Source organism: Phytohabitans kaempferiae, from assembly GCF_042433955.1.
GTDB lineage: Bacteria > Actinomycetota > Actinomycetes > Mycobacteriales > Micromonosporaceae > Phytohabitans > Phytohabitans kaempferiae.
In genome coordinates this window covers 65,277-85,091 of record NZ_JBHLUH010000039.1, presented here as the reverse complement: position 1 = coordinate 85,091, position 19,815 = coordinate 65,277, and the positions used below count along the sequence as shown (strand labels likewise).

Here is a 19,815-nt window from a genome sequence, read left to right as displayed (position 1 = left end):
ACACGTCAACCGCCCGAGCCGCCCACGGTGGCTCGGGCGGTTGGCGACAGGGCCACTCCGGGTCAGCCCTTCAGGCCCGTGTGGGCCAGGCCCTCGATGAACTGGCGCTGGGCGATCACGAAGACGATCAGCACCGGGATGGCGGTCAGTGACGCCGCCGACAGCTGGACGTTCCACATCGGACCGCCGTAGACGTCGACAAACTGGGTCAGCGCCTGCGGCAGGGTGAACTTCTCCGGAGTGGAGAGGAAGACGATCGGCTCCAGGTAGAGGTTCCAGCTGTGCAGGAACGTGAAGATGGAGACCGCGCCCAGCGCGGGCCGAGACAGCGGCAGCCCGACCCGCCAGAAGGTCGCGAAGCGGCCCAGCCCGTCCAGGCGCGCCGCCTCCTCCAGCTCGACCGGGAGCGCCAGGAAGAACTGCCGCATGATGAAGGTGGCCAGCACGCTCGGCGCGCCCAGGATCGGCACCAGGATCAGCGGCCAGTGCGTGTCCACGAGCCCGGCGGAGTTGAACATGCGGAAGAGCGGGACGATCGTGACCTCGCTCGGGATCAGCAGGCCGAGCAGCACGACGAGGAAGAGGACGTTCTGCCCGCGAAAGCGGATGCGGGCGAAGGCGTAGCCGGCCAGTGACGACACCGCGAGCGTACCGACGGTGACGACGAGCGCGATGTACGCCGAGTTGAGGTACTGCTGGGCGAAGGGCTGAGTGGTGAAGGCGTCGCGGTAGCCGGCGAAGCTCACCGACGCCGGGACGAGGCTGGGCGGAAACGCGAAGATGTCCGAGACCGGCTTGACCGACGACGTGACCATCCACCAGGTCGGGAAGACGAACGGGATGGCCAGCACGCAGAGTGTGCCGTAGAGGAGCACCTTGGCGCGCGGCGAGAGCTTACTGCTCATGGAAGACCCACCTCTTGCGCATCTGCCACTGCACGACGGTCAGCACCAGGACGATGAGGAAAAGGAGTACGGAGATGGTGGCGCCGTACCCGAAGTGGTGGAACTGGAACGCCTGCTGGTAGAGGTAGTAGACGAGCACGGTGGTGGAGGAGCCGGGGCCGCCCTGGGTGAGCACGGCGATCTGGGCGAAGACCTGGAGCGAGCCGACCACCGTGATGATCGAGGTGAGCAGGATCGTCGGGCTGATCAGGGGTACCGTGATCCGCCGAAACTGGGTCCACCGGCTGGCGCCCTCGACCCGCGCCGCCTCGTAGAGCTCGCCCGGCACGCCCTGGAGCGCGGCCAGGAAGAGCACCATGTTGAGGCCGACGTTCTTGACGACCTGCACGACGATCACCGAGAGCATCGCGGTGAGGTCGCCGCGCAGCCAGTTCGGGCCGTCGACGCCGATCGTGTCCAGCAGGCCGTTGATGCCGCCGTTGTCCTGCAGGAGAAAGCCCCACACGATGGTCCAGGCGACCAACGAGACGACGACCGGCGAGAAGAACAGGACCCGGAAGAACGCGGTGCCGCGCAGCCGCTGGTTGAGCAGCACCGCGAGGAAGAGCGCCAGGCTCAGGTTGAACGCGACCAGCCCGACCGAGAAGAGCGCGGTCGCCCGCAGCACGCCGGGCAGGTTGGGGTCCTCGGCCATGGCGCGGTAGTTGTCCGCGCCGACGAAGTCGAACGTGTCGGCGAGCACGTTCCACTCGTGCAGCGAGTACCAGATCACCAGGCCGAGTGGGATCAGTACGAAGAGCACGCTGCCGACGAGCTGCGGCGCGATGAACAGGTAGCCGGCCAGGTTGTCGCGCCGGCGTGTGGTCCACCAGCGACGCGTGCCGCCCGGGGCGGGCCGGCTCGAGGTCCGGCCCGCCTGGCGGTCGTCGGTCAGCAGCGCCATCTACTTGGCCAGCAGCGGGTTGATCGCGGTGCACACGCCGCCGAGTACGGCCGCCACGTCCGCGCCCGGCTTCCACAGCGGGTCGAGCGCCGAGCGGACCGCCTGCGACAGCTCCGCCTGCCCGGTGTGGTTGGGCTTCACGACCCCGCTGGAGATGCCGTCGATCACGACCGCCTCCAGCTGCTCCGGCTTGAGCAGCGGGTTGGTCTTGGCGAGCGTGTCGGTGGTGAGCAGCGACGTACGCGGCGGCGGGAAGAACTGCGCGAGCTTGGCCGAGTTGGTGGGGTTGGTGAAGAACGCGAGGAAGTCGGCGGCCGCCTCGGCGTTCTTGCCCTTCTTGAGCACGCCCAGCCCGCCCTGGCCGATCACCGCGTAGCTGCCCTTGGGGCCGGTCGGCAGCGTCACCAGGTCCCAGCCGAACTTGCCGTCCTGGAGCAGCGACGCGCGGGAGATCTGCGTGATCGTCATACCCGCCTCGCCGGCGAAGAAGTCGGCGGTCGTACCCGGGCCGGGAAACGCCTTGTCGGTGAAGGTCGCCCTGTGCAGGAACGTCATGGCCTCGATCATCTCCGGCTTGTCGAAGCCGCAGGTCCTCCCGTCGGCGCTCCACGCCTCGGCGCCCCAGCCCGTCCAGACCGTGGACAGGTTGTCCCAGCCCTTGTAGTCGAAGTCGCGTACCACCAGGCCCGCCTTGCCGGTCTTCGCGTTGACCGAGGCGGCCAGCTTCGCCGCGTTCTCCCAGGTCCACTGGTTTGCCGCGACGAGTTCGGCGGGCGTCTTCTGCCCGGCGGCCTTGACCAGGTCGGTGTTGACGAAGATGCCGAAGGGCGAGGTGGAGAACGGGTAGCCGTACAGCTTGCCGTCGGCCTGCCAGAGCTTGGTGGCGGCCGGGGCCAGCTCGTCGAAGTCGTACCCGTCGACGCCCTTGAGCGTGTCGTCGAGCGGCAGCAGCGCGCCCGAGGAGACGAAGTCAGGTGCCGCGTTCTCCAGTACCCAGGCCAGGTCCGGCGGGTTGCCGCCGGCGATCTGCGTGGTGAGCGTGGTCGTGTAGCTCTCGAACGGGATCGCGTCGAAGGTGATCGCGGTGACGTTCGGGTGCGCCTTCTTGTACTCGTCGGCGATCTCGTTGAAGAGCTTGACGTGTGCCTCGTTCGCCGACCAGGTGGTCATCCGCAGCGTGATCGGGCCGTCGCCGGACCCGCCGCCCTCGCCGGAGCCGCAGGCGGTGAGGCCGAGCAGCGCCGCCACCGCGACCGCGACCGTTGTCCGCGCTCGCGTTATCCGTGCTCTCATTTGGGATCCCTCTCAGTAGCCCGAGACGTCGGGCCAGCGCAGCTCGACGCCCTCGGCGGTGAGGCGGTTCTGGAAGTCGGCCAGCAGGCCGGGGGTATCGCGCACGGCGGACGGAGTGCTCCGGCGGGCCAGGCAGAAGTCGGCGAGAACGCCGGCGACCTCGCCGACGTTCCACTCGACGGGGTGCAGTCGATAGGAACCGTTGGTGATGTGGGTGGTGCCGATGTTCTTCCCGCCCGCGATCAGGTTGGTGACCCGCCGTGGGAGCAGGGCGCCCAACGGGATCTCGAACGGGCACGACGCGACGTCGATGTAGTTGTCGCCGCCGGTCGAGGGGTGCAGGTCGATGCGGTACATGCCGACACCCACACTGTCCGGATAGGACGCCGCGCCCTTGTCTCCGCGTACGGCCAGCGACAGATCCTGCTCGACGACCGTGTACTGGGCACGGATGCGGCGGGACTCGCGGATGTACGGCGCCTGCGCGAGCCCGTCGGAGCTGCCGGTGACGTCGCCGCGCAGCCGCAGTCCGGGGAAGCCGGTGCCGCCGTCCGGGCGGGGCGCCTCGGTCTGTAGCCAGTAGAGCATCGAGCGGGACAGCTCGCGGGCCGCGGCGATGCCGGCCGAGGGGTCCGGCACGTCGATGACCGGCGCCTCGAGGTAGTCGATCTGCGGCCAGTTGACCAGGCAGATGTCGCTGTCGTAGAAGCCGTCCCGGAAGTTGCGCCGGGCGGCGATCCGCCGGAACGTCCACAGGTTGCCGTCGCCCGGGCTGAGCCGCTGGTCAGCCACGACGAGGCCCGGGTCGTCGTCGGGGTTGGGGGTGAAGGACCGCTCGGTGATCTCGAGCGTGCGCGGGTGCGGAGCGCGGAACGACAGCAGCCGGTCGCCCCAGAACGGCGGCTGGTACGCCCGCCAGAAGTCGTACCGCGCCGGCTTGTCGATCGTGTGGTCGCCGTCGACGTGGTCGACCGCGAAGCAGACCGAGACCGCCTGCATGTTGGCCGGCTGGGCCTCGTCGGGGGCGCTCGGCTCGCCGGTGTCCGCGCGCGACTCGAAGCCGGTCACGTACTCGGTGCCGGTCAGCGGGAGCAGCTCGCCGGTCTCGGTGGCGTCCACGATGTACGGCGCGGTGACGGTCACCTCGCGCCCCTCGTACGCGACCGTCACCGAGGTCACCCGGTCGCCGTCGACGCCGGCCGACACCGCGCGGGCCGGTTGCAGGACGACAAGACGACCATTTCCGCGGTACGGCGCGAGCATGCTCTCGATCACCGCGACCGCGACCCGTGGCTCGTGGCAGAGGCGGCTCACGTGGCCGGCGCCCGGGTTGAGGTGGCGGTCGGCGCGGGCCCGGTCGGTCAGCGGGTAGAAGCGGCGGTAGTGCTCGCGGATGCCGTCGCGCAGCGCCCGGTAGGAGGCGGTCACGCCGAACTGCTCGACCCAGCTGTGCTCGTCGGGCGGCACGGCCTGGCTGGTGAGCTGGCCGCCGAGCCAGTCGTACTCCTCGGTGAGCACGACCCGCCGGCCGGCGCGCAGTGCGCCCAGCGCGGCGGCGACGCCACCGAGTCCCCCGCCGACGACCAGCAGGTCGCAATCCAGCTCTGCCAAGACTCTTCCCTTCATCGCGGTGGCGCCAGCGTCGTGCCCTCGGTCCGCTCGCGGTCGAGGAGGATCCGCGTGCTGTCCTGCTGGGTCGCGCGCCCGCTATGCGATCCGGTCACGCTGCGTACCAATCCATTTCCGGCTAATGCGCATCAGTTTTCGTTGGCGTGAACTTTAGCCACGGACACCGCCCGCTCGTCAAGACCTTCGACCGAGGAAGATCCTGCCGAGATGCTTCTGTTAATTCGCATTAGGGTCTTGACGAGGCGTGCCGGTCGGGGTTTGACTTCTCGACCAACCAGAGGCGTCCATGTCCGGGCGCCAGATCACCGAGGGTTACCGGAGGACCGCCATGGCCCGTACCCCTGAGATCAACCGCCGCACTCTGTTGCGCGGCGCCGCCGCGGTCGCCGGCGGCACCGTCGCCGGTCTGAGCACCGCCTCCCCCGCACTGGCCGGACCAGCCGGCTTCCCCACCTACCGGTACGTGCGCGACGCCTTCGCCGGTCCGCTGCGGTACAACCCGACCGGCGAATTCATCTTCCCCTGCGTCCGCGGCGTCTACGACAAGATCAGCAACCGTCTCGGCCGCTACTACCTCTACTACGGCCCGCACGACGCGCCCGGCGGCATCTGCCTCGCCTACGCCGACCGGCTGGAGGGGCCGTACACCGAGTACGCCGACAACCCCGTCGTCGACCGTCACCTGCCCGGCGCCACGGTCAGCCACGTCGCCTCACCGCACGTGGTGTGGGACGCCCCGACCCGCCAGTTCTACCTCTACTTCCACGGCGAGAACTTCACGACCCGCGTGGCCAGGTCGACCGACGGGATCCGCTTCACCGACGAGACCCCGATCCTCTCCACCCGCCTGGTGCCCAACACGACGGAGACCTCGTACGCGCGGGTCTTCGAGCACTCGGTCGCAGGCAAGGGCAACCGCTACGTGATGGTCTTCATGGCCGTACACACGATCGGCCCGGGGACCCGCAAGATCTTCTGGGGCTGGTCTCCGAACGGCTGGAGCGGCTGGCAGTTTTCACCAACGCCGCTGGTCTCGCCCACGCCCGACGGCTGCACCGACATCTCCGCCGCCCACCTGCTCAAGCGGAACGGGACGACCTACCTCGCGTACCACGGGAACACCGGCAACATGTACCTGACCGAGGTGGGCAACAACTTCGACCGCGAGGTGCACCTGGGCGTCTTCCACCGCCCGATCGCCTCCGACAACGGGCGGACCGCCTCGCCCGCGTTCGGCACGGACGGCGGCGTGCAGTACATGCTCTACGAGGCGGGCCCGCGACTGGACGCCCGGATCCGCGTAGCCCGCGCCGTGTGACGCTCCGGGCGCTCCCCCACTGGAGGAGACCGGCCCGCGACGGCCCCGTCGAGGTCGACCAGTCGCCGACTCCGGAGGTATGACTATCGGTTGTTCGCCGGACACGGCATGGATTCAACTGCCCCTACCGTGAGCGCGGGCACACTCGCCCCGCGCTCACCGGAGGTCCGGCCTTGAGACAGGCATCCCGACAACAGCGATCCAACCTGCGGTCTCTCGCGGCGGCCACGCTCGGTGGGCGCCGCCCCGGCCAGCCTTTGACGGCGCTCTCGGCCCGGCCCTCGCGGTGGCGGTGGCGGTGTGGCAGTTGCGTTCCGGGCTGATTCCGTAGCGGCGATCGATGGATTGGGAGGCCCCGGATGGTGGTCAAGTTCGGCCTGCTGGGGCCGCTGCTGTTGCGTGTCGGTGAGCAGGTCGAGGTGACGGCGGCGAAGCAGCGGACGGTGCTGGCGTTGCTGATCGCACGGCGAAACATACCGATCCCGCTGGAACGCATCGTCGACGAGGTGTGGCCCGAGCAGTCGCCGGAGTCTGCGGTGCAGAACGCGCGCACCTACATCTCGGCCCTTCGCATCTGCCTGGGGACGGAACGCGACCGGCTCACCACACGGCAGGGCTCGTACCGGCTCACGGTGGGCGACGACGAGGTCGACACGGCGTTGTTCGAGTCCCAGACCGCCGCGGCCCGCTCGGCGCTGCGTGCCGGTGAGCTGTCACTGGCCGTGGACCGGTACGAGGCCGCGCTCAGCCTCTGGCGCGGCGACGCGCTCCAGGACGTGGCGACCGGCCGCGCCCTGTCGGCGTACGGCACGACGCTGACCGAACTCGGCGTCAAGACGCGTGAGGAGTTTCTGCGCGCGCAGCTGTTGGCGGGCGAGTTCAGCAGGGCGGTTGGCGGGCTGCGCCGGCTGGTGGGCGACTACCCGCTGCGGGAGTCGGCCTGGCACGGCCTGATCACCGCGCTGCACCGAAGCGGTGACCGCGCCGCCGCGCTGGAGGCGTTTCAGCAGGCGCGCAAGTGCCTGGCGGAAGGGCTTGGCCTGGACCCGGGCCCGGAGCTGACGACCCTGCACAACGAGATTCTCAAGGGCTCGCCAACTGGCACACCACGCCGGACCCCACCGCGCCAGCTTCCCCGGCCGCTGTCCGTTCTCGTCGGCCGAAACGGTGTGCTGGAGGCGATCCGGCGGACACTGACAAAGCCCTCCTCCGCATCGAGAATCGTCGTGGTGCACGGCATCGGCGGCGTGGGCAAGTCAAGCGTGGCGATCGCCGCCGCGCACGCCCTGACCCGCGACTTCCCTGACGGCCAGCTCTACGTCAACCTGCAGGGCGCGTCGGTCGGCTCCACGCCGCTGGAACCGGTCGAGGTGCTCGGCCGCTTCATGCGCGCGTTGGGGGCCTCCGAGCAGCAGATCAGCCCGGACGCGGGCGAGGCGGCCGCGTCGTTCCGGTCCCAGACAGCCGCACGCCGGATCCTGATCGTGCTCGACGACGCCCGTTCCGCGGCGCAGGTGCTGCCGCTGCTGCCGGCCGGGCCGGGCTGCGGCGTACTGATCACGAGCAGGAAGCGGCTGGACACCCTCGACGGCGTCGAACACCTGCACCTCGACACGATCGACCTGGACGCGGCTGTCGATCTGCTGGCCGTGCTGAGTTCGAGGACGCGCGTGGACCGCGATCCCGAGGCGGCGCGGGACATCGCTCGGCTGTGTGGACGGCTGCCGCTGGCCGTTCGCATCATGGGGACCCGCCTCGCGCGGCATCCCGCCACCGGCCTGCGCCAGGTGGCGGATGCGCTGGCCCGCGCACAGTCGCGTCTGGACGAGTTCGGATTCGAGGACCTGAGCGTCGTGTCGACCTTCGACGTCGGCTATGGCGCGCTGCCCAAGGGCGCGGCTGGCACGCAGGCGCGCCGGCTGTTCTGGCGGCTGGGCCGGCTCGACTTCGCGGAGATCACCTCCGGTGACGCGGCGGCTCTGCTGGACGTCGACGAGCTCGCCGCGCAGCGGGCGCTGGACCTGCTGGCCGACCATGGCCTGGTCGAGCCCGTCGGGCCGAGGTTTCGCGTCCACGACCTGCTGCGGCTCTACGCGGCCCGGCTCGCGCAGTCCCGCGACACCGCCGCCGAACTCGACGCGGCCGTCGTGCGGGTCACGCAGCGGTACGTGCGGGTCGTCCGGGGCAGCGTGCTCCACCTGCCGATGGATGGCGACCCCGCGAGCGAGCCGGCGACCGGCGACGAGACGCCGGGCCCGCGCACCGAGGCCGAGGCGTGCGAGTGGATGGCCACGCACCTGCCGGTGATCAGTGCGCTGGTGCGCCGGCTGGTGGCCAGTCCCGCGACCTCTCCCGTGGCCTGGGATCTGCTGCGAGCCTTGAACCGCCGGCTGTGCACGGGCTATCCCGCGGCGTGCGTGCAGCTTTACGGGGAGCTCGTCGCCCACGCCGACCCTGGCGAGCACCAGTTGGCCGCGACCATGTGCACCCTGTCCAGTGCCAATCTCTTCCTGCGCCGCGACAGCGACGCTGTGGAGTGGTCCCGGCGGGCGGCGGCGCTTCTCCCCCGGATCGACGATCCCGCACTGCGCGCGCGCATCCTGTGCGTACAGGCCACCGCACTCGTCCAGGTCGGTGCGGCCGAGCCCGCCCTGGACCGGTTCTTCGAGGCCACGTTGCTCTACCTTGGTCTGGGCCGGCTCCGGCCGGTGAGCATCTGCCTGGGCAATGCCTCCCTGGCCACCTTGATTCTGGGCCGGTACGCCGAGACCCTCGCCATCCTGCGCCACAGCCTCGCCCTGTCGCGCCGTCACGGCGGCGATTCGCAGAACCTGAGCTGCATCCTGGACAGCCTGGCGATGGTGTATCTCAGGCTCGACCGTCCGGAGGCCGCGCTGCGTTACGCCACCGCGTCGGTGCGGCGCTGCGAGGCAGCCCGCTACATCTTCCAGCACTCGGTTTCCCTCCAGCGGCGAAGCCTCGCGCTGCGGGCACTTGGCCGCACGAGCGAGGCGATCGCCGACGCGGAGGCCGCCGTGGCGCTGTGCCTCGACGGCAGCGAGCAGATGCGCCTGGACGCGCTGCGCAATCTCGGGGTCGTGCTGTGGCTGTCGGGCGACGCTCGGGCCGTCGCCGTGCTGGCCGAGGCCGACGCCCTGGCCGAGCGCGTCGCCGCTCCATAGCGGCGATGCCGGCCGCCGTCGCCGCGTGCCTGTCACCACACCCCCATCACCAGGCGCCCGTTGACCTGGTCGAGATCGAAGGTGCCTGAGTCGTACCAGCCCGCGTTGCCGGTGTAGGACCAGCCGCTGAGCCAGACGTGGTATCGGAAGTCCGGCCCGTAGTCGTACGCGACGATGACGTCGTCGCGGCCGTCGTCGTTGGCGTCGCCCACGGCCATCCGGTTGCCGACCATGGCCAGGTTGTAGCCGCTGGTGACCTCCCAGTCCGGCGTGGCGAGCACGAACTGGCTGCCGCTGGTGGCCCACCGGAACAGGCGCGCGTGGCTGTCGCCGTAGTGGTAGAACATCGCGGGCTCGTCGTCGCCGTCGCTGTCGAAGTCGCCGACGACCATCCGGTCACCGACGTTGCCCAGGTGGAAGGTGCCGGACTGGTACCAGCCGCTCGGTCCACTGTAGGCGGTCGCGCCCATCCATACGTGGTACCGGAAGTAGCCGTCGTAGTCGTAGGCGGTGATGATGTCGTCGCGGCCGTCCCGGTCGACGTCGCCGGCGGCCACCCGACCGGCTACCCGCGTGGTGTTGTAGCCGGTCGGGGTGCTCCAGTCACCGGAGGCGGTCTTGGTGAACGCCCGCCCGTCCGAGAGGAAGCGATGTATGCGCGCCCCGGCCGTACCTCCCAATGCCTCGAACAACGCGATGTCCGTGCACCCGTTGCCGTCGAAGTCCCCGGCGACCATCCGGGCACCGACCGCTGCCGGCGCCACCGCCACCGTGCTCCAGGATCGCGGCCCGGAGAGTGTGGCTTTGCCGTCCCAGACGTCGAGGCGCAGTGCGCCGCCGGTGTCGTATCCAGCGGCGATGTCGTCGACGCCGTCGCAGGTGAAGTCGCCGGACACCATCCGGTCGCCCACATTGGACAGGTCGTATCCGGTGGCCTGCTCCCATCCGGTGCCGAGCTGGAACGCGGCCTCGGTCGACTTCCAGCGGAACATACGGGCGTTGCCGCCGCCGCCGTAGAGCATGGCCGGGCCCGTGGGCCGGCCGTACCACTGCGACATGATCAGATGCGACTTACCGTCAACCGTCCGGGTGGCGAACTTGCGGCCGGTGTTCGCGGCGGCGAAGAAGCCGCCTGTCCAGCCAGCCGGAGCGGCGTTGGCCAGCGTGCTCGGGTTCAGCTTGAGGAACCGGCCCACGGCGGTGCCGTACAAGTGGCCGTCCAGCGGGTCGAAGACGAGGTTGACCGCGCGCGGATTGAAGTTGCGGACACCGGACCAGCTGTACGACACCAGGGTGGTGCTGCTGAGCAGTTGCCGCGTGCTGACGTTGTAACGGAACGCCCGGCCGGCGGTGACCCCGACGATGACGTTCGGGTCGGTGCCGAACGCGAGCCCGTTCACGCCCCGCTCACCGGCGAGCGGGACGGTCTGCCACAGCTTCGCGCCGGTGGTCACGTCGAGGGCGAAGAGTGTGCCGTCGCTTGGTGTCGCTTCGGTGCAGCAGTTCATCGAGCCGCCGTACAGGATGCCGTTTTGGTATGCCAGGGCGCCTATCTCCCCCGCACCCGCCACGCCGTTGAACACGCGGTGCGAACCGTCTGCCGGGTCGTACAGGGTGACCGCGCCGGCACCGTCGGTCTTGGAGTTCTTCGGGCTGGTGCCTATCGCCACGTACCGGCCCGCGGAGATGACCGTCCACGGCCGCTCCTGCCCGTACGTGCGCAGGTCGAACAGCTTGCGCGGGTTGCCCGGCCCGAACGGCAGTGCCGGGTCGAACTCGTACAGCGCGCCGTTGGGGTACACGCCGAGATACAACTTCCTGCCGTGGGTAACCATGCCCTCGACCTGATGCGGGAACGCGTACTCGTGCCAGCGCTCGGCGTCCGGGTCGTAGCCGGCGAACCCGCCCGCGAAGTACCCGCCCAGGTATGCCCAGCCGTTCGGTCCGATCGCGACAGACCGCAACGGGGTCAGCGTCGGGGTGAAACCGACCGCGTCCCAGGTGACCGTGGTACCTACGCGTGTCACCAGGTCGTAGCGGGCGATCGCGCCGTTGGCCTGCCCGGTGACGACCATCTCGCGCCCGGTGGCTGGATCGACCGCGCGCAGCATGCCCTTGGCGGCGCCGAGGTCGAACCCGGTGCGCGTCACCGCCCCGGTGTCCGGGTCGTAGCCGACGAGCTCGCCGGACATGACCATGTAGACCAGCCCGTCGGGGCCCTCCTGGGACACGGTGGCACCGGCGTAGCCCGGCAGCTCCCGCACCCATTGCCGGGTCACGAGGTTGTAGAGCCACGCCTTCTCCGTGGACGTGCCGCCGGCGAAGTACACGTAGAGGTAGTCTCCGGCATCGTCGAGCTGGTACGTGTACATGTCGCTCGGCACGCCCGGCGGAAGCGGTATCGGGTAGTCGTCGCCGGTCGCCGGATCGTGGCGGTAGAACCCGGTCCGCGGCCCGAGTCCCACGTAGACCTGGCCGCGCGCGTACTCCACCGACCGCACGTACTCGTACGGCATGCCGTATCCGCCGTGGTTGGTCCAGCCGGTACCCGGTCGCCAGCTGGCCAGCAGGCCCGGCGTCTTGGTCGCGGCGAAGCCCTGCGAGGTGCCGATCCAGAGGTTGCCCTGGTCGTCGGTGTCGCCCTCCCACAGGAAGCTGGTGTCCGCGTGCGGCGCGCCGAGGTCGGTGAACGCTCGCGGGCTGGTGTACTTCAACCGGTACGCGTGCCCCTGGCCGTAGGTCATGGCGTAGACGTAGGCACCGTCCGGGCTCACCGCGACACCCCAGGCGCCGCCCGCCGTGGCCATCCGGTACGAGCTGAGCATGCGCCCGGTGAACGGGTCCACCTCGGCGAGGTAGGCGGGGTCGTTCTCGGTCGTCGTGCCGCTGACCACCACCCAGGTCCGGTAGGACCCGTCAGTCATCCGCGCCGTCTCCCCGCCGGCGGTGGTCACGCCCTTCACCGGCGGACGCCCGAGGTCGATCGACTTCGGGTACGGGCCGGCGGCCCGCGCAGGTCCGGCCGGGGTGGTGCCCCCGACGGCCGCGGTCACGGCGATCAGGGCTGTTGCCAGCAGCGCCGTGCCGAGGCGCCGGCCGATGTGAGCACGCATGTCTACAGACCTCAGCGGGTATCGACGCGGATGTTGGCGGAGCTGACACTGTCCCAGTACGCGTTGATGTCGGGTAGTGAGCTGAACCAGGAGGTGCCGCCGCTGACGTGGCAGCCATTGTTGGAACGGGAATGGATGCCGTATGCCCAGCGCTGGCCGGTGCTGCTGCGCATGAACCAGCCGCCGCCGCTGTCACCGGGACACGCGTCGAAGCCGGTGACCCGGACCATCCCACGCACGCTCGCGTCGTTGACCTCGGCGATGATCCCGCAGGACTGGCTCGCCGTGCTGTGCCAGGCCGACAGGCAGACGGTCTCCCCCACCTGGATCGTCGCCTCGGACGAGAGCGCGTAGTCGACGCTCAGGGGCGCCTCGCGGTCCTGCGTGTTGTAGAGCCAACCCCAGGTCGATCCCTTCCAGTAGCTGCTGTCGATCCGGATGCGGCCGACGTCCACGCTGCCGGTGTCGCGGACCTGCCGCATCGGGCCGATCGGCCGCTCACCGTGGCCCCACTGGGTATTGACGGCGCCGCAGTGCCCTGCCGTCACCGCCCAGTGGCTGCCGTCGGCCGCGCTCGCGGTGAACCCCAGCGAGCAGCTCGCGCTGGCATAGCTGCCCCGCCAGAGGATGATGCCGCCGCGTATCGGCCGGCCGCAGTTGCGACGGTCGTGGCAGGCGTCTTCGACCGCCTCGACCCCACCGCGTTCCAGCACCTCGATGGCGCCCGCGCCGGCCGCGCGGGAGGCGAGGGCCGCTCGTGCCTGGCCGACCTGGGCAGCCGGCAACGCCACCACCACCCGATTCGCCTGGACGTCGATGCCGCTGTGGTCGGCGGCGGTGGCGCCGAGCACAGGGTGAGCGCCGTCGTTGGCGAGCGTGAACTCCTGACGCAGTTGCCGGTAGCTGAAGCTCACCAGGTGCGCCCGCACGGGCACGCCCGCGGCCGTGGCGATGGTGGTGAAGGTGCTCGCCGCGGCGGTGGTGGTGGCTTGCACGTGCTGGATCCCGGTGGCGCCGTCGTACCACGACCCGCCGAAGGTGCCGGGGAAGTCGCGGCTGAGCCCTTCCAGCAGCCGGACCCGGTCGGCCTGGCCGTCGATCCGCCGGGCCGCCTCGGCCGCCCCGACGCCGGGGTACGCCTGGCGGAACGCGTCGACCGCGGCTTGGAACTCCGCCGGGTACGGCGTGGCCCGCGCGGGTGCGGGAACGGCCGCCACGAGTGTCGCGCCGAGGCTCGCGGCCAAAGCGGCCTTCACCAGTTGTCTCACCACAGATCTCCCAGATCGCCGATCCGATAGCCGTACCTGGCGGTGACGTCGGCACTCAGCCAGCTCGTGTTCGCACCTGCCTCCTCCACCCAGGTCGACAGGCCCCTCCTGATCGTGAATGGACCGAGGGTGAGCCCCACCGATACTCCGCGGCCATCGAGGGTGTCGTCTATCGCGCTACTGGATGCGCGCCTCGTGTCCCAAGGAGGACCTTCATAGACCCAACCCGCGACGGCGCTCGCGCCCGCGCCGTTGAGAGGCGCCACACTTCGGCCGCCGCCCAACCCGGCGGTGGTGGCCGCGAACGCCGAGCCAGTGCGGGCCACCGTGAACTTCGTTCCCGCGGTGGCCCCATTCGCCGAATAGCTGAAGCCGAGCGTCAGGTAGTCGGGAGCCGGCGCGTCACAGAAGTTCTGCCGATTGCAGATGGCATCGACAGTCGCCCGTGTCCATCGCCCGCTCAGATCGCGTTCGGCCCTACGACAGGTGCCAGAGTCGGTGACCGTGCCCAGGCACACGCCAAACATGCGTGAGTTGTTGGCGATCCGGTGTATCACGATCAGCAAGGCGTCGCGGACCGTCTCGGCGTGCCGGGGTGGCGAGTAGCCCGCGCGAGCGCGCTTCTTGACGAACGCTCTGGGAGTCTTCTTCACCTTCTTGGGCACTTTGTAGGCGTGCCGCTTCTTCTTGACGTAGCCTCGCTTCTTGGCGACCGGCTTCTTGGCGGGCTTCTTGCCGAGCTTCTTGGCCGTCTTCTTGGCCTTGCTGAGGCCGCCGCCGTCCATCTTGTACCGCAGCCCATCCGGGTCGGTGAAGGTCATCGGGTTGTTGGCCGCGTAGGCGTACGCGTTGAGCTGTTGCGGATCGCCGTGGTCGACCACCGGGTCGGCACTGACGAACCGCCCGTGGACCGGGTCGTACTCGCGCGCACCCAGATGGGTGTACCCGGTGGCGTCCTCGGCCCCGCCGACGAAGCCGCGCTCCGAGGGCCAGTTCACGGCGGGACCGCGGTCCTCACCGAAGGGCAGGGAGCGCCGTTGCTGGACGGCCATCGTGGCGTTGTCGATGGCGATGTGCGCGGTGCCGTGCGGGTCGGCGGCGAGGGTGTCGACGGACGTACCCTCGCGTACCGCGATCACCACGCCACCGTGGGAGTAGTGCCGGGTGCCCTTTACCACGCCGGTGGACCTGGTGAACTCCAGCTCGGTGTCGCCAAGGTACAGCGTGACGGTGGTGGGGTCGCGGCGCAGGAGCCGGTCGCCGTCGGCCGTGTACACGTGGCTACTGGTCCCGGCCGGGGTGGTGACGGAGTCCAGCTCGCCGCGCGGGGTCCAGGTGAGGGTCTGCGCCCCCGCCGCGCCGGTACGCCCGCTCAGGTTGCCCACCGCGTCGTAGCCGTAGTTTGTCGTCGTGCTCGTACCGTCCGGTTTGGACACCGTGACCGAGGTGGCCGCGTGTGGCCTGGGCTGCCCCGTGGCCGGATACGCGTACTGGTGGCGGGTCTGCCCGGCCGCGGCGTGGCTGGTCTGGGTCAAGCGGTTGCCGGCGGCGTCGTACGTGTACGCGAGCCAGTACGGTGCCGGCCCGCCGAGCCCGGCCACCGTTGGCGCACCGGTGCAGGCCGCGGTCGGGGTCCACGCCTCGACGAGGCGACGCGCGTGGTCGTACCGGAAGCATTGCCGGTCGACGGGCTTACCCGGCGCCGCGTCCGTGATGGAGGTCGGGTTGCCCGCCGCGTCATACGCGTACGCGATCCGGGAGTCGGCGTCGTTGACCGTCTCCCGGTCCACCTGGGCGGTGGCGAGCCGGCGCGTGCCGACCTCGTACGTCAGGGTCTGCCAGTTGGTCTTGCCCACTGTGTTGCCCAGCGCCAGTTGCAGCACCTCGCCGAAGGGCGAGTACACGGTGTTGCTGACATACGCGCCGACACCGCCCAACCGCTGTGGCAACCCCGCGGCGTTGTAGGTGTAGGACAGGGTCTCGGCCGGGAGGCCGCCCACCGCGGGATGCGCGACGGTCTTGAGGCTCCCGTCGGGGTTGTAGGTGTAGGTGGTCGTGTACGTGCCGGCGAGCGCGCCCTCGGACACGGGGACGGTCACCCTCGTACCCGTCGGCCGGTAGCCGTTGTCGTATCCGGTGACCTCGGTGACGTAGGCGCTCGACGCGGAGTAGCTCGTGCTGGTCGAGAGCTGTCCCTTGGCGCGCGTGTCGTAGACCCACTGCGCGAGAAGCGGTCCGGTGGCGGAACCGTCGCGGATGGTGGTGTGCCGGCCCAGCGAGTCGTATGTGGACACGAGCGTGCCGCGTGCGTCGGTGGCCGTGACCGGCTGCCCCGCCGCGTCGTAGGTGGTGGTACTCACGCCACGGTCGGGGTCGTCGGCGCGGATCGTGCGGCCGCGCAGGTCGTACTGGTAGCGCCAGGTGTTGCCGGCCGGGTCGGTGACTGTTTCCAGGTCACCTCGTGGCGTGTACGTGTAGCGGGTCGTGTCGGCGGTGCCGGTAGGTGCGGCGCCGTGATGTTGCAGCAGTTGGATGGTCCGTCCGTGGGCGTCGGACACCGTCGTCGTCGCCGTGGCGCCCGCGGGCGGGTCGACGTGTACGCGGTCGCCACCGTAGGCGTACGTGGTGCGCCACTTCTCCACGCCGTTGACCCGGAACACGTCGGCGACGGTGCGGCCGGCGCCGTCGTACAGCGTGCGCGCCTGGGTAGGCAGCGCGGCGTCGTCCACGAGGTACAGGGACGTGGTCGGTGCGGAGCTGTTGTAGTAGGGCCCGTTCTGGTCCACGATCCGGCCTTGCGAGTCGTACACCGTGTCGGTGAGCACGCGGCCGCCGGCCGCACCGGGTTCCTGCACCTGCCGGGGCCGCATCAAGCTGTCGTACAGGTGGATCGAGCTGCGGTAGGCGCCGCTGGGCAGGAGCGTCTTGGTGGTCACGGCGACCGGCCCGTCCTGGCGCAGCAGATAGCTGTACTCCTCGCTCGGCGTGGCACCACTCGCCTTCGACCGGTCTGGTAGCCAGACTTTCAGCGGCCGGCCCAGCGGGTCGTACTCGATGTCAGTACGCTTGCCGTTGGCGTCGACGACGGACGCGGCCTCTCCCGTGGCGGTAACGAGCGTGGTCGTCGTGGCGTGCCCGGCCGCGTTCGTCGCCACCGTCGAGGTTGTCAGGCCACCTGATGCCGGTGTGTACGCGGTGGTGGCGCGCCGGCCGAGCGCGTCGACCGACTCGGTCTGGCGACCGTGGACGTCGTACGTGGCGCGCTCGGTCGCCACGTAGACCGGGCCGGACGCCGGCCACGAGTCAAGCTCCTCCACACGCGTCAGGTCGCCCTTGGTGGGGGCGGCACCGAGCGTTGTCGAGCCGTCGTAGTACGTGCGCTCGTCGGACAGGACGTTTGCCGGACGCGACGGGGTGGCACCGCAGCCGACCGACACCGTCTCGGCGCGTGCCTCGGTCTCGACTATCCACGCGGTCACATTGCGGGCGTAGGTGAACCGGGTGCAGCGGTCATCCGCCGCCGTGGAGACGTCGCCCTGGTCGTCCACGGTGGACGGCTCGCCGTACGAGTCGTACGTGGTGACCGTGCGCGTGCGGTGCGCCCCGCCCGAGGCCAGCGGCCTGCGCGTGATCTCGGTCGCCACGTCGCTGAGCCACGCGTTCTTGCCGCCGTTGGTGGCGGTCGGCGCACTGATCCACGGCCGCGACACGGTCGCCTCGACCTCGGCACCTCCCGGACCGTTGTACGTGATCTGCTCCAGCTCGAACCCGGCCAGCCGCGGATGGTCCTCGACCGTACCGCCTTCGGAGTCGGTGACGACCACCTGCCGACGCGCGCCGCCCGGCAACTGGTCGTCGTCCATGCCGCGCAGGAAGCGGTGCTCCGTCAGGGATTGTTGTTGCCCGGCCGCCCCTTCGCGTACCCGCACCACGCCGTAGCCGCGATACTGGCCCCAGGTCCGGTACTTGGCCGGTGTCAGCTCGTTGTCGTCGTAATGCCACGCGGGCGTGTCCACGTACTCGTAGGTGGTGACCTCGTCGACCCCCTCGCCGGTCGTGTCGTCGGCGACGACGGACGTCACGACGTACGTGTGGAAGTAGTGCAATGACGGCTCGACCTGACCGTCCGGGGTCCAGTACGCGGGGAAGCAGCGACGGGAGTTCGTGTGCGCCGCCGTGGGCATCGAGCTTCCCGGTACGCAGTCGGCGGCGGAATAGTTGACCGCGTAGCGCCCGCCCGCCTCGGTCGTGATCTGCCGCACGCGCCACTTCACCAGCGGCGGCGCCATGTCGAGGCCGTCGACCCGGTTGGGCAGCTGCACGCCGTGGAAAAGCACCTTCGGCATCGCCGCGGTCCCGCCGACCTTGCCGACCTGTTCGATCGACGCGAGCCACAGCGCCTTGCTGGTGCCATCGCCCGGATTGGGGAACTGGTGGGTGAACGTCCAACTGGTCGCATCCACATAGGAGCTACCGGAGAGGACCTGTGTGGTCAGCCCGGTGAGCCGCTTGCGGCTGAAGAACGTCGGCGAGAACCGGTTGGCACAGCTCGTGGTCGACCCGCATATCTGGTCGAACGGCACGTCGGGCCAGTGCGCCGCGTTCGCCGCCGTCAACTGGGCCGGGTCGCACGTGATCTGACCGGACGGCAGGCAGCGCTCAGCCGTCGTGAACACCACGCGCGCCGGTGCCGTGGTCGTGTGTTCGCTGCCGGCGCGCTCGCCGTAGTCGATGCGGGTCAGGTAGCCGCCGCGGTGGTAGTGAGACACGGCCGTGTTCAGGTTGCGGCCGTAGTAGTTGCCCTCGGCGGCGTAGAAGAGCGTCATCGAGTCGCCATGCGGGTCCACCACATAGTCCAGGTTCCACCGGTACGCCTGGAAGCACACGGACGCCGCGAAGGTGCTCGCGTTGCAGGGCTCCCCCGCGTGGTTGCCGTAGACAGGCACCCGCCACGCGGACTGGTTGGTGTCGGTGTCGGCCGCGTAACGCTTGCCCCGCCCGAAGTAGTACTGCGTCCCGTCCGTCTCGGTCAGCCGCCAGTACTCACCGTCGTTGTCGCCGTTGGCCGCACCGGTGAGGCGTTCGATCCGGACGCCCTCGTCGTCCTTGGCCCGCCATTGACCCGTGGTCGCGTCCCGGACCAGCTCCGTCGCGTCGCCGTCGAACACGAGCGTCGCGTTGTCGGACTGCCAGCAGAGGTCCCCGGTCTTGGTGCTGTTGTTGCCGCCGGCCATGTCGTCGGCGCACCCCGCGTAGCGCCGCTCGATGTAGCCCATGTCGAGGTGGTGACCTTCACCGAGCCACGACGGCTGGTTGTTCGTCGACGACGTACGCCCGTCGACCGAGCTCGACGAGTAGCTCAGTTCCAGTTCGGGCGCCACGCCACCGGGTACCGGCGGAGTGTGGAACGGATACGACCACGTGAACGCTCCGGTCTGGATGGACACGTTCCACCCGGCGCTGGCGGAGAGTTGACTGGCCGAGTAGTCGCCCGCCGGGCCGCCCGCGCCAGCCGCCAGCGCGAACGTCGTCGCCTCGTTGGTCGGCAGCGAGTCGACGGTCAACCGGCCGGCGCGGGCGTCGTTGCGCGCCCGCACCGGCCGGGCCTGGCAGGGGGATACCAGGCGGTCGAGGCTGCCGGCGGCACACTCCGGCAGGCTGACGATGCTCAGTCGGGAGCCGAAATCGCCGCCGAACCGGGCGGCGAGCCCGGTGTAGTCGATGTCGAGTGACACCGCGGCATCGAGCTTCCCGCCATCAGGGGCGCTGACGGACAGCAGGGCTCCCGGAGCGTCGGTGCGGTCCCGCAACTGCACCTTCACCGGCTGAGTGGGGGCGGCGGCGGTGCCGGCCACCCGGCCGACGCGCACCGGCAGCGCGGCGGCCTTGGCCATGCCCGTACCAGCGACATCGACGGTCGCCTCCGCGCGGACCGGCCAGTCGGTTACCTCGGGCGGGTCGAACAGGCGCGCCGCGGCGGGCTGAAATCGCGGGTCGGCCGTGGCGTCGCGGCCGGATACCGACTGCGTCACCTGGGTCGGCGGGCGCCGCTTCTCCGTGTCGAGCGCCGTGGTGGGCGAGGCGTACGCCGGCGCCACGGCCACTGTGGCCAGCAGGACCGCGACCGCGGTCGGGATCGCGATCGAGCGTGACCGAGCTTTCAT

At 70.2% G+C, this 19,815-nt stretch carries 9 protein-coding genes; 2 read left to right on the top strand and 7 right to left on the bottom strand.

Annotated elements, in window-relative coordinates; translation table 11 throughout:
* Positions 1 to 62: 62 nt before the first annotated feature.
* From ACFFIA_RS18965 to ACFFIA_RS18950, 4 genes are read right to left on the bottom strand one after another with little or no spacing between them, the layout of a single operon-like run.
* Positions 63 to 905: a carbohydrate ABC transporter permease gene (locus ACFFIA_RS18965; protein WP_377252803.1), complete on the bottom strand. Its 843-nt coding sequence runs from the start codon at positions 903 to 905 to the stop codon at positions 63 to 65.
* A complete protein-coding gene (locus ACFFIA_RS18960) occupies positions 895 to 1,848 on the bottom strand; it encodes a carbohydrate ABC transporter permease (protein ID WP_377252802.1) in 954 nt (317 codons plus the stop codon). The genes ACFFIA_RS18965 and ACFFIA_RS18960 overlap by 11 nt, the downstream gene beginning before the upstream one ends.
* Entirely contained in the window at positions 1,849 to 3,141 is a 1,293-nt protein-coding gene (locus tag ACFFIA_RS18955) for an ABC transporter substrate-binding protein (protein WP_377252801.1), read from the bottom strand.
* Between the two features lie 12 nt (positions 3,142 to 3,153).
* Positions 3,154 to 4,752 (bottom strand): FAD-dependent oxidoreductase, encoded by a 1,599-nt coding sequence (locus ACFFIA_RS18950; RefSeq protein ID WP_377252800.1) that lies wholly within the window; start codon positions 4,750 to 4,752, stop codon positions 3,154 to 3,156.
* Positions 4,753 to 5,098: 346 nt separating this feature from the next.
* On the opposite strand from ACFFIA_RS18950, the gene ACFFIA_RS18945 reads away from it, so the two are divergent.
* Together ACFFIA_RS18945 and ACFFIA_RS18940 are read left to right on the top strand one after the other, a co-directional pair.
* Entirely contained in the window at positions 5,099 to 6,088 is a 990-nt protein-coding gene (locus ACFFIA_RS18945; RefSeq protein ID WP_377252799.1) for a glycoside hydrolase family protein, read from the top strand.
* A gap of 359 nt (positions 6,089 to 6,447) precedes the next feature.
* Positions 6,448 to 9,270, top strand: coding sequence for an AfsR/SARP family transcriptional regulator (locus tag ACFFIA_RS18940; protein WP_377252798.1), 2,823 nt, complete (start codon positions 6,448 to 6,450; stop codon positions 9,268 to 9,270).
* Between the two features lie 32 nt (positions 9,271 to 9,302).
* On the opposite strand, the gene ACFFIA_RS18935 is transcribed toward ACFFIA_RS18940, so the two are convergent.
* Genes ACFFIA_RS18935 through ACFFIA_RS18925 form a run of 3 tightly spaced genes read right to left on the bottom strand, consistent with a single transcriptional unit; the run spans position 9,303 to position 19,815 of the window.
* Positions 9,303 to 12,383, bottom strand: coding sequence for an NHL repeat-containing protein (locus ACFFIA_RS18935; protein WP_377252797.1), 3,081 nt, complete (start codon positions 12,381 to 12,383; stop codon positions 9,303 to 9,305).
* Positions 12,384 to 12,394: 11 nt separating this feature from the next.
* Positions 12,395 to 13,651 carry a S1 family peptidase gene (locus tag ACFFIA_RS18930; protein ID WP_377252796.1) on the bottom strand — a complete coding sequence of 419 codons (1,257 nt, stop codon included), beginning with the start codon at positions 13,649 to 13,651 and terminating at the stop codon, positions 12,395 to 12,397.
* Positions 13,648 to 19,815 (bottom strand): RHS repeat-associated core domain-containing protein, encoded by a 6,168-nt coding sequence (locus ACFFIA_RS18925; protein WP_377252795.1) that lies wholly within the window; start codon positions 19,813 to 19,815, stop codon positions 13,648 to 13,650. The genes ACFFIA_RS18930 and ACFFIA_RS18925 overlap by 4 nt, the downstream gene beginning before the upstream one ends.

What these genes read in the sequence shown, in the direction of transcription:
- ACFFIA_RS18935 (WP_377252797.1), bottom strand. Translation starts at nt 12,383, where the DNA reads ATGCGTGCTCACATCGGCCGGCGCCTCGGCACGGCGCTGCTGGCAACA.
- ACFFIA_RS18925 (WP_377252795.1), bottom strand. Translation starts at nt 19,815, where the DNA reads ATGAAAGCTCGGTCACGCTCGATCGCGATCCCGACCGCGGTCGCGGTC.
- ACFFIA_RS18960 (WP_377252802.1), bottom strand. Translation starts at nt 1,848, where the DNA reads ATGGCGCTGCTGACCGACGACCGCCAGGCGGGCCGGACCTCGAGCCGG.
- ACFFIA_RS18955 (WP_377252801.1), bottom strand. Translation starts at nt 3,141, where the DNA reads ATGAGAGCACGGATAACGCGAGCGCGGACAACGGTCGCGGTCGCGGTG.
- ACFFIA_RS18940 (WP_377252798.1), top strand. Translation starts at nt 6,448, where the DNA reads ATGGTGGTCAAGTTCGGCCTGCTGGGGCCGCTGCTGTTGCGTGTCGGT.
- ACFFIA_RS18965 (WP_377252803.1), bottom strand. Translation starts at nt 905, where the DNA reads ATGAGCAGTAAGCTCTCGCCGCGCGCCAAGGTGCTCCTCTACGGCACA.
- ACFFIA_RS18945 (WP_377252799.1), top strand. Translation starts at nt 5,099, where the DNA reads ATGGCCCGTACCCCTGAGATCAACCGCCGCACTCTGTTGCGCGGCGCC.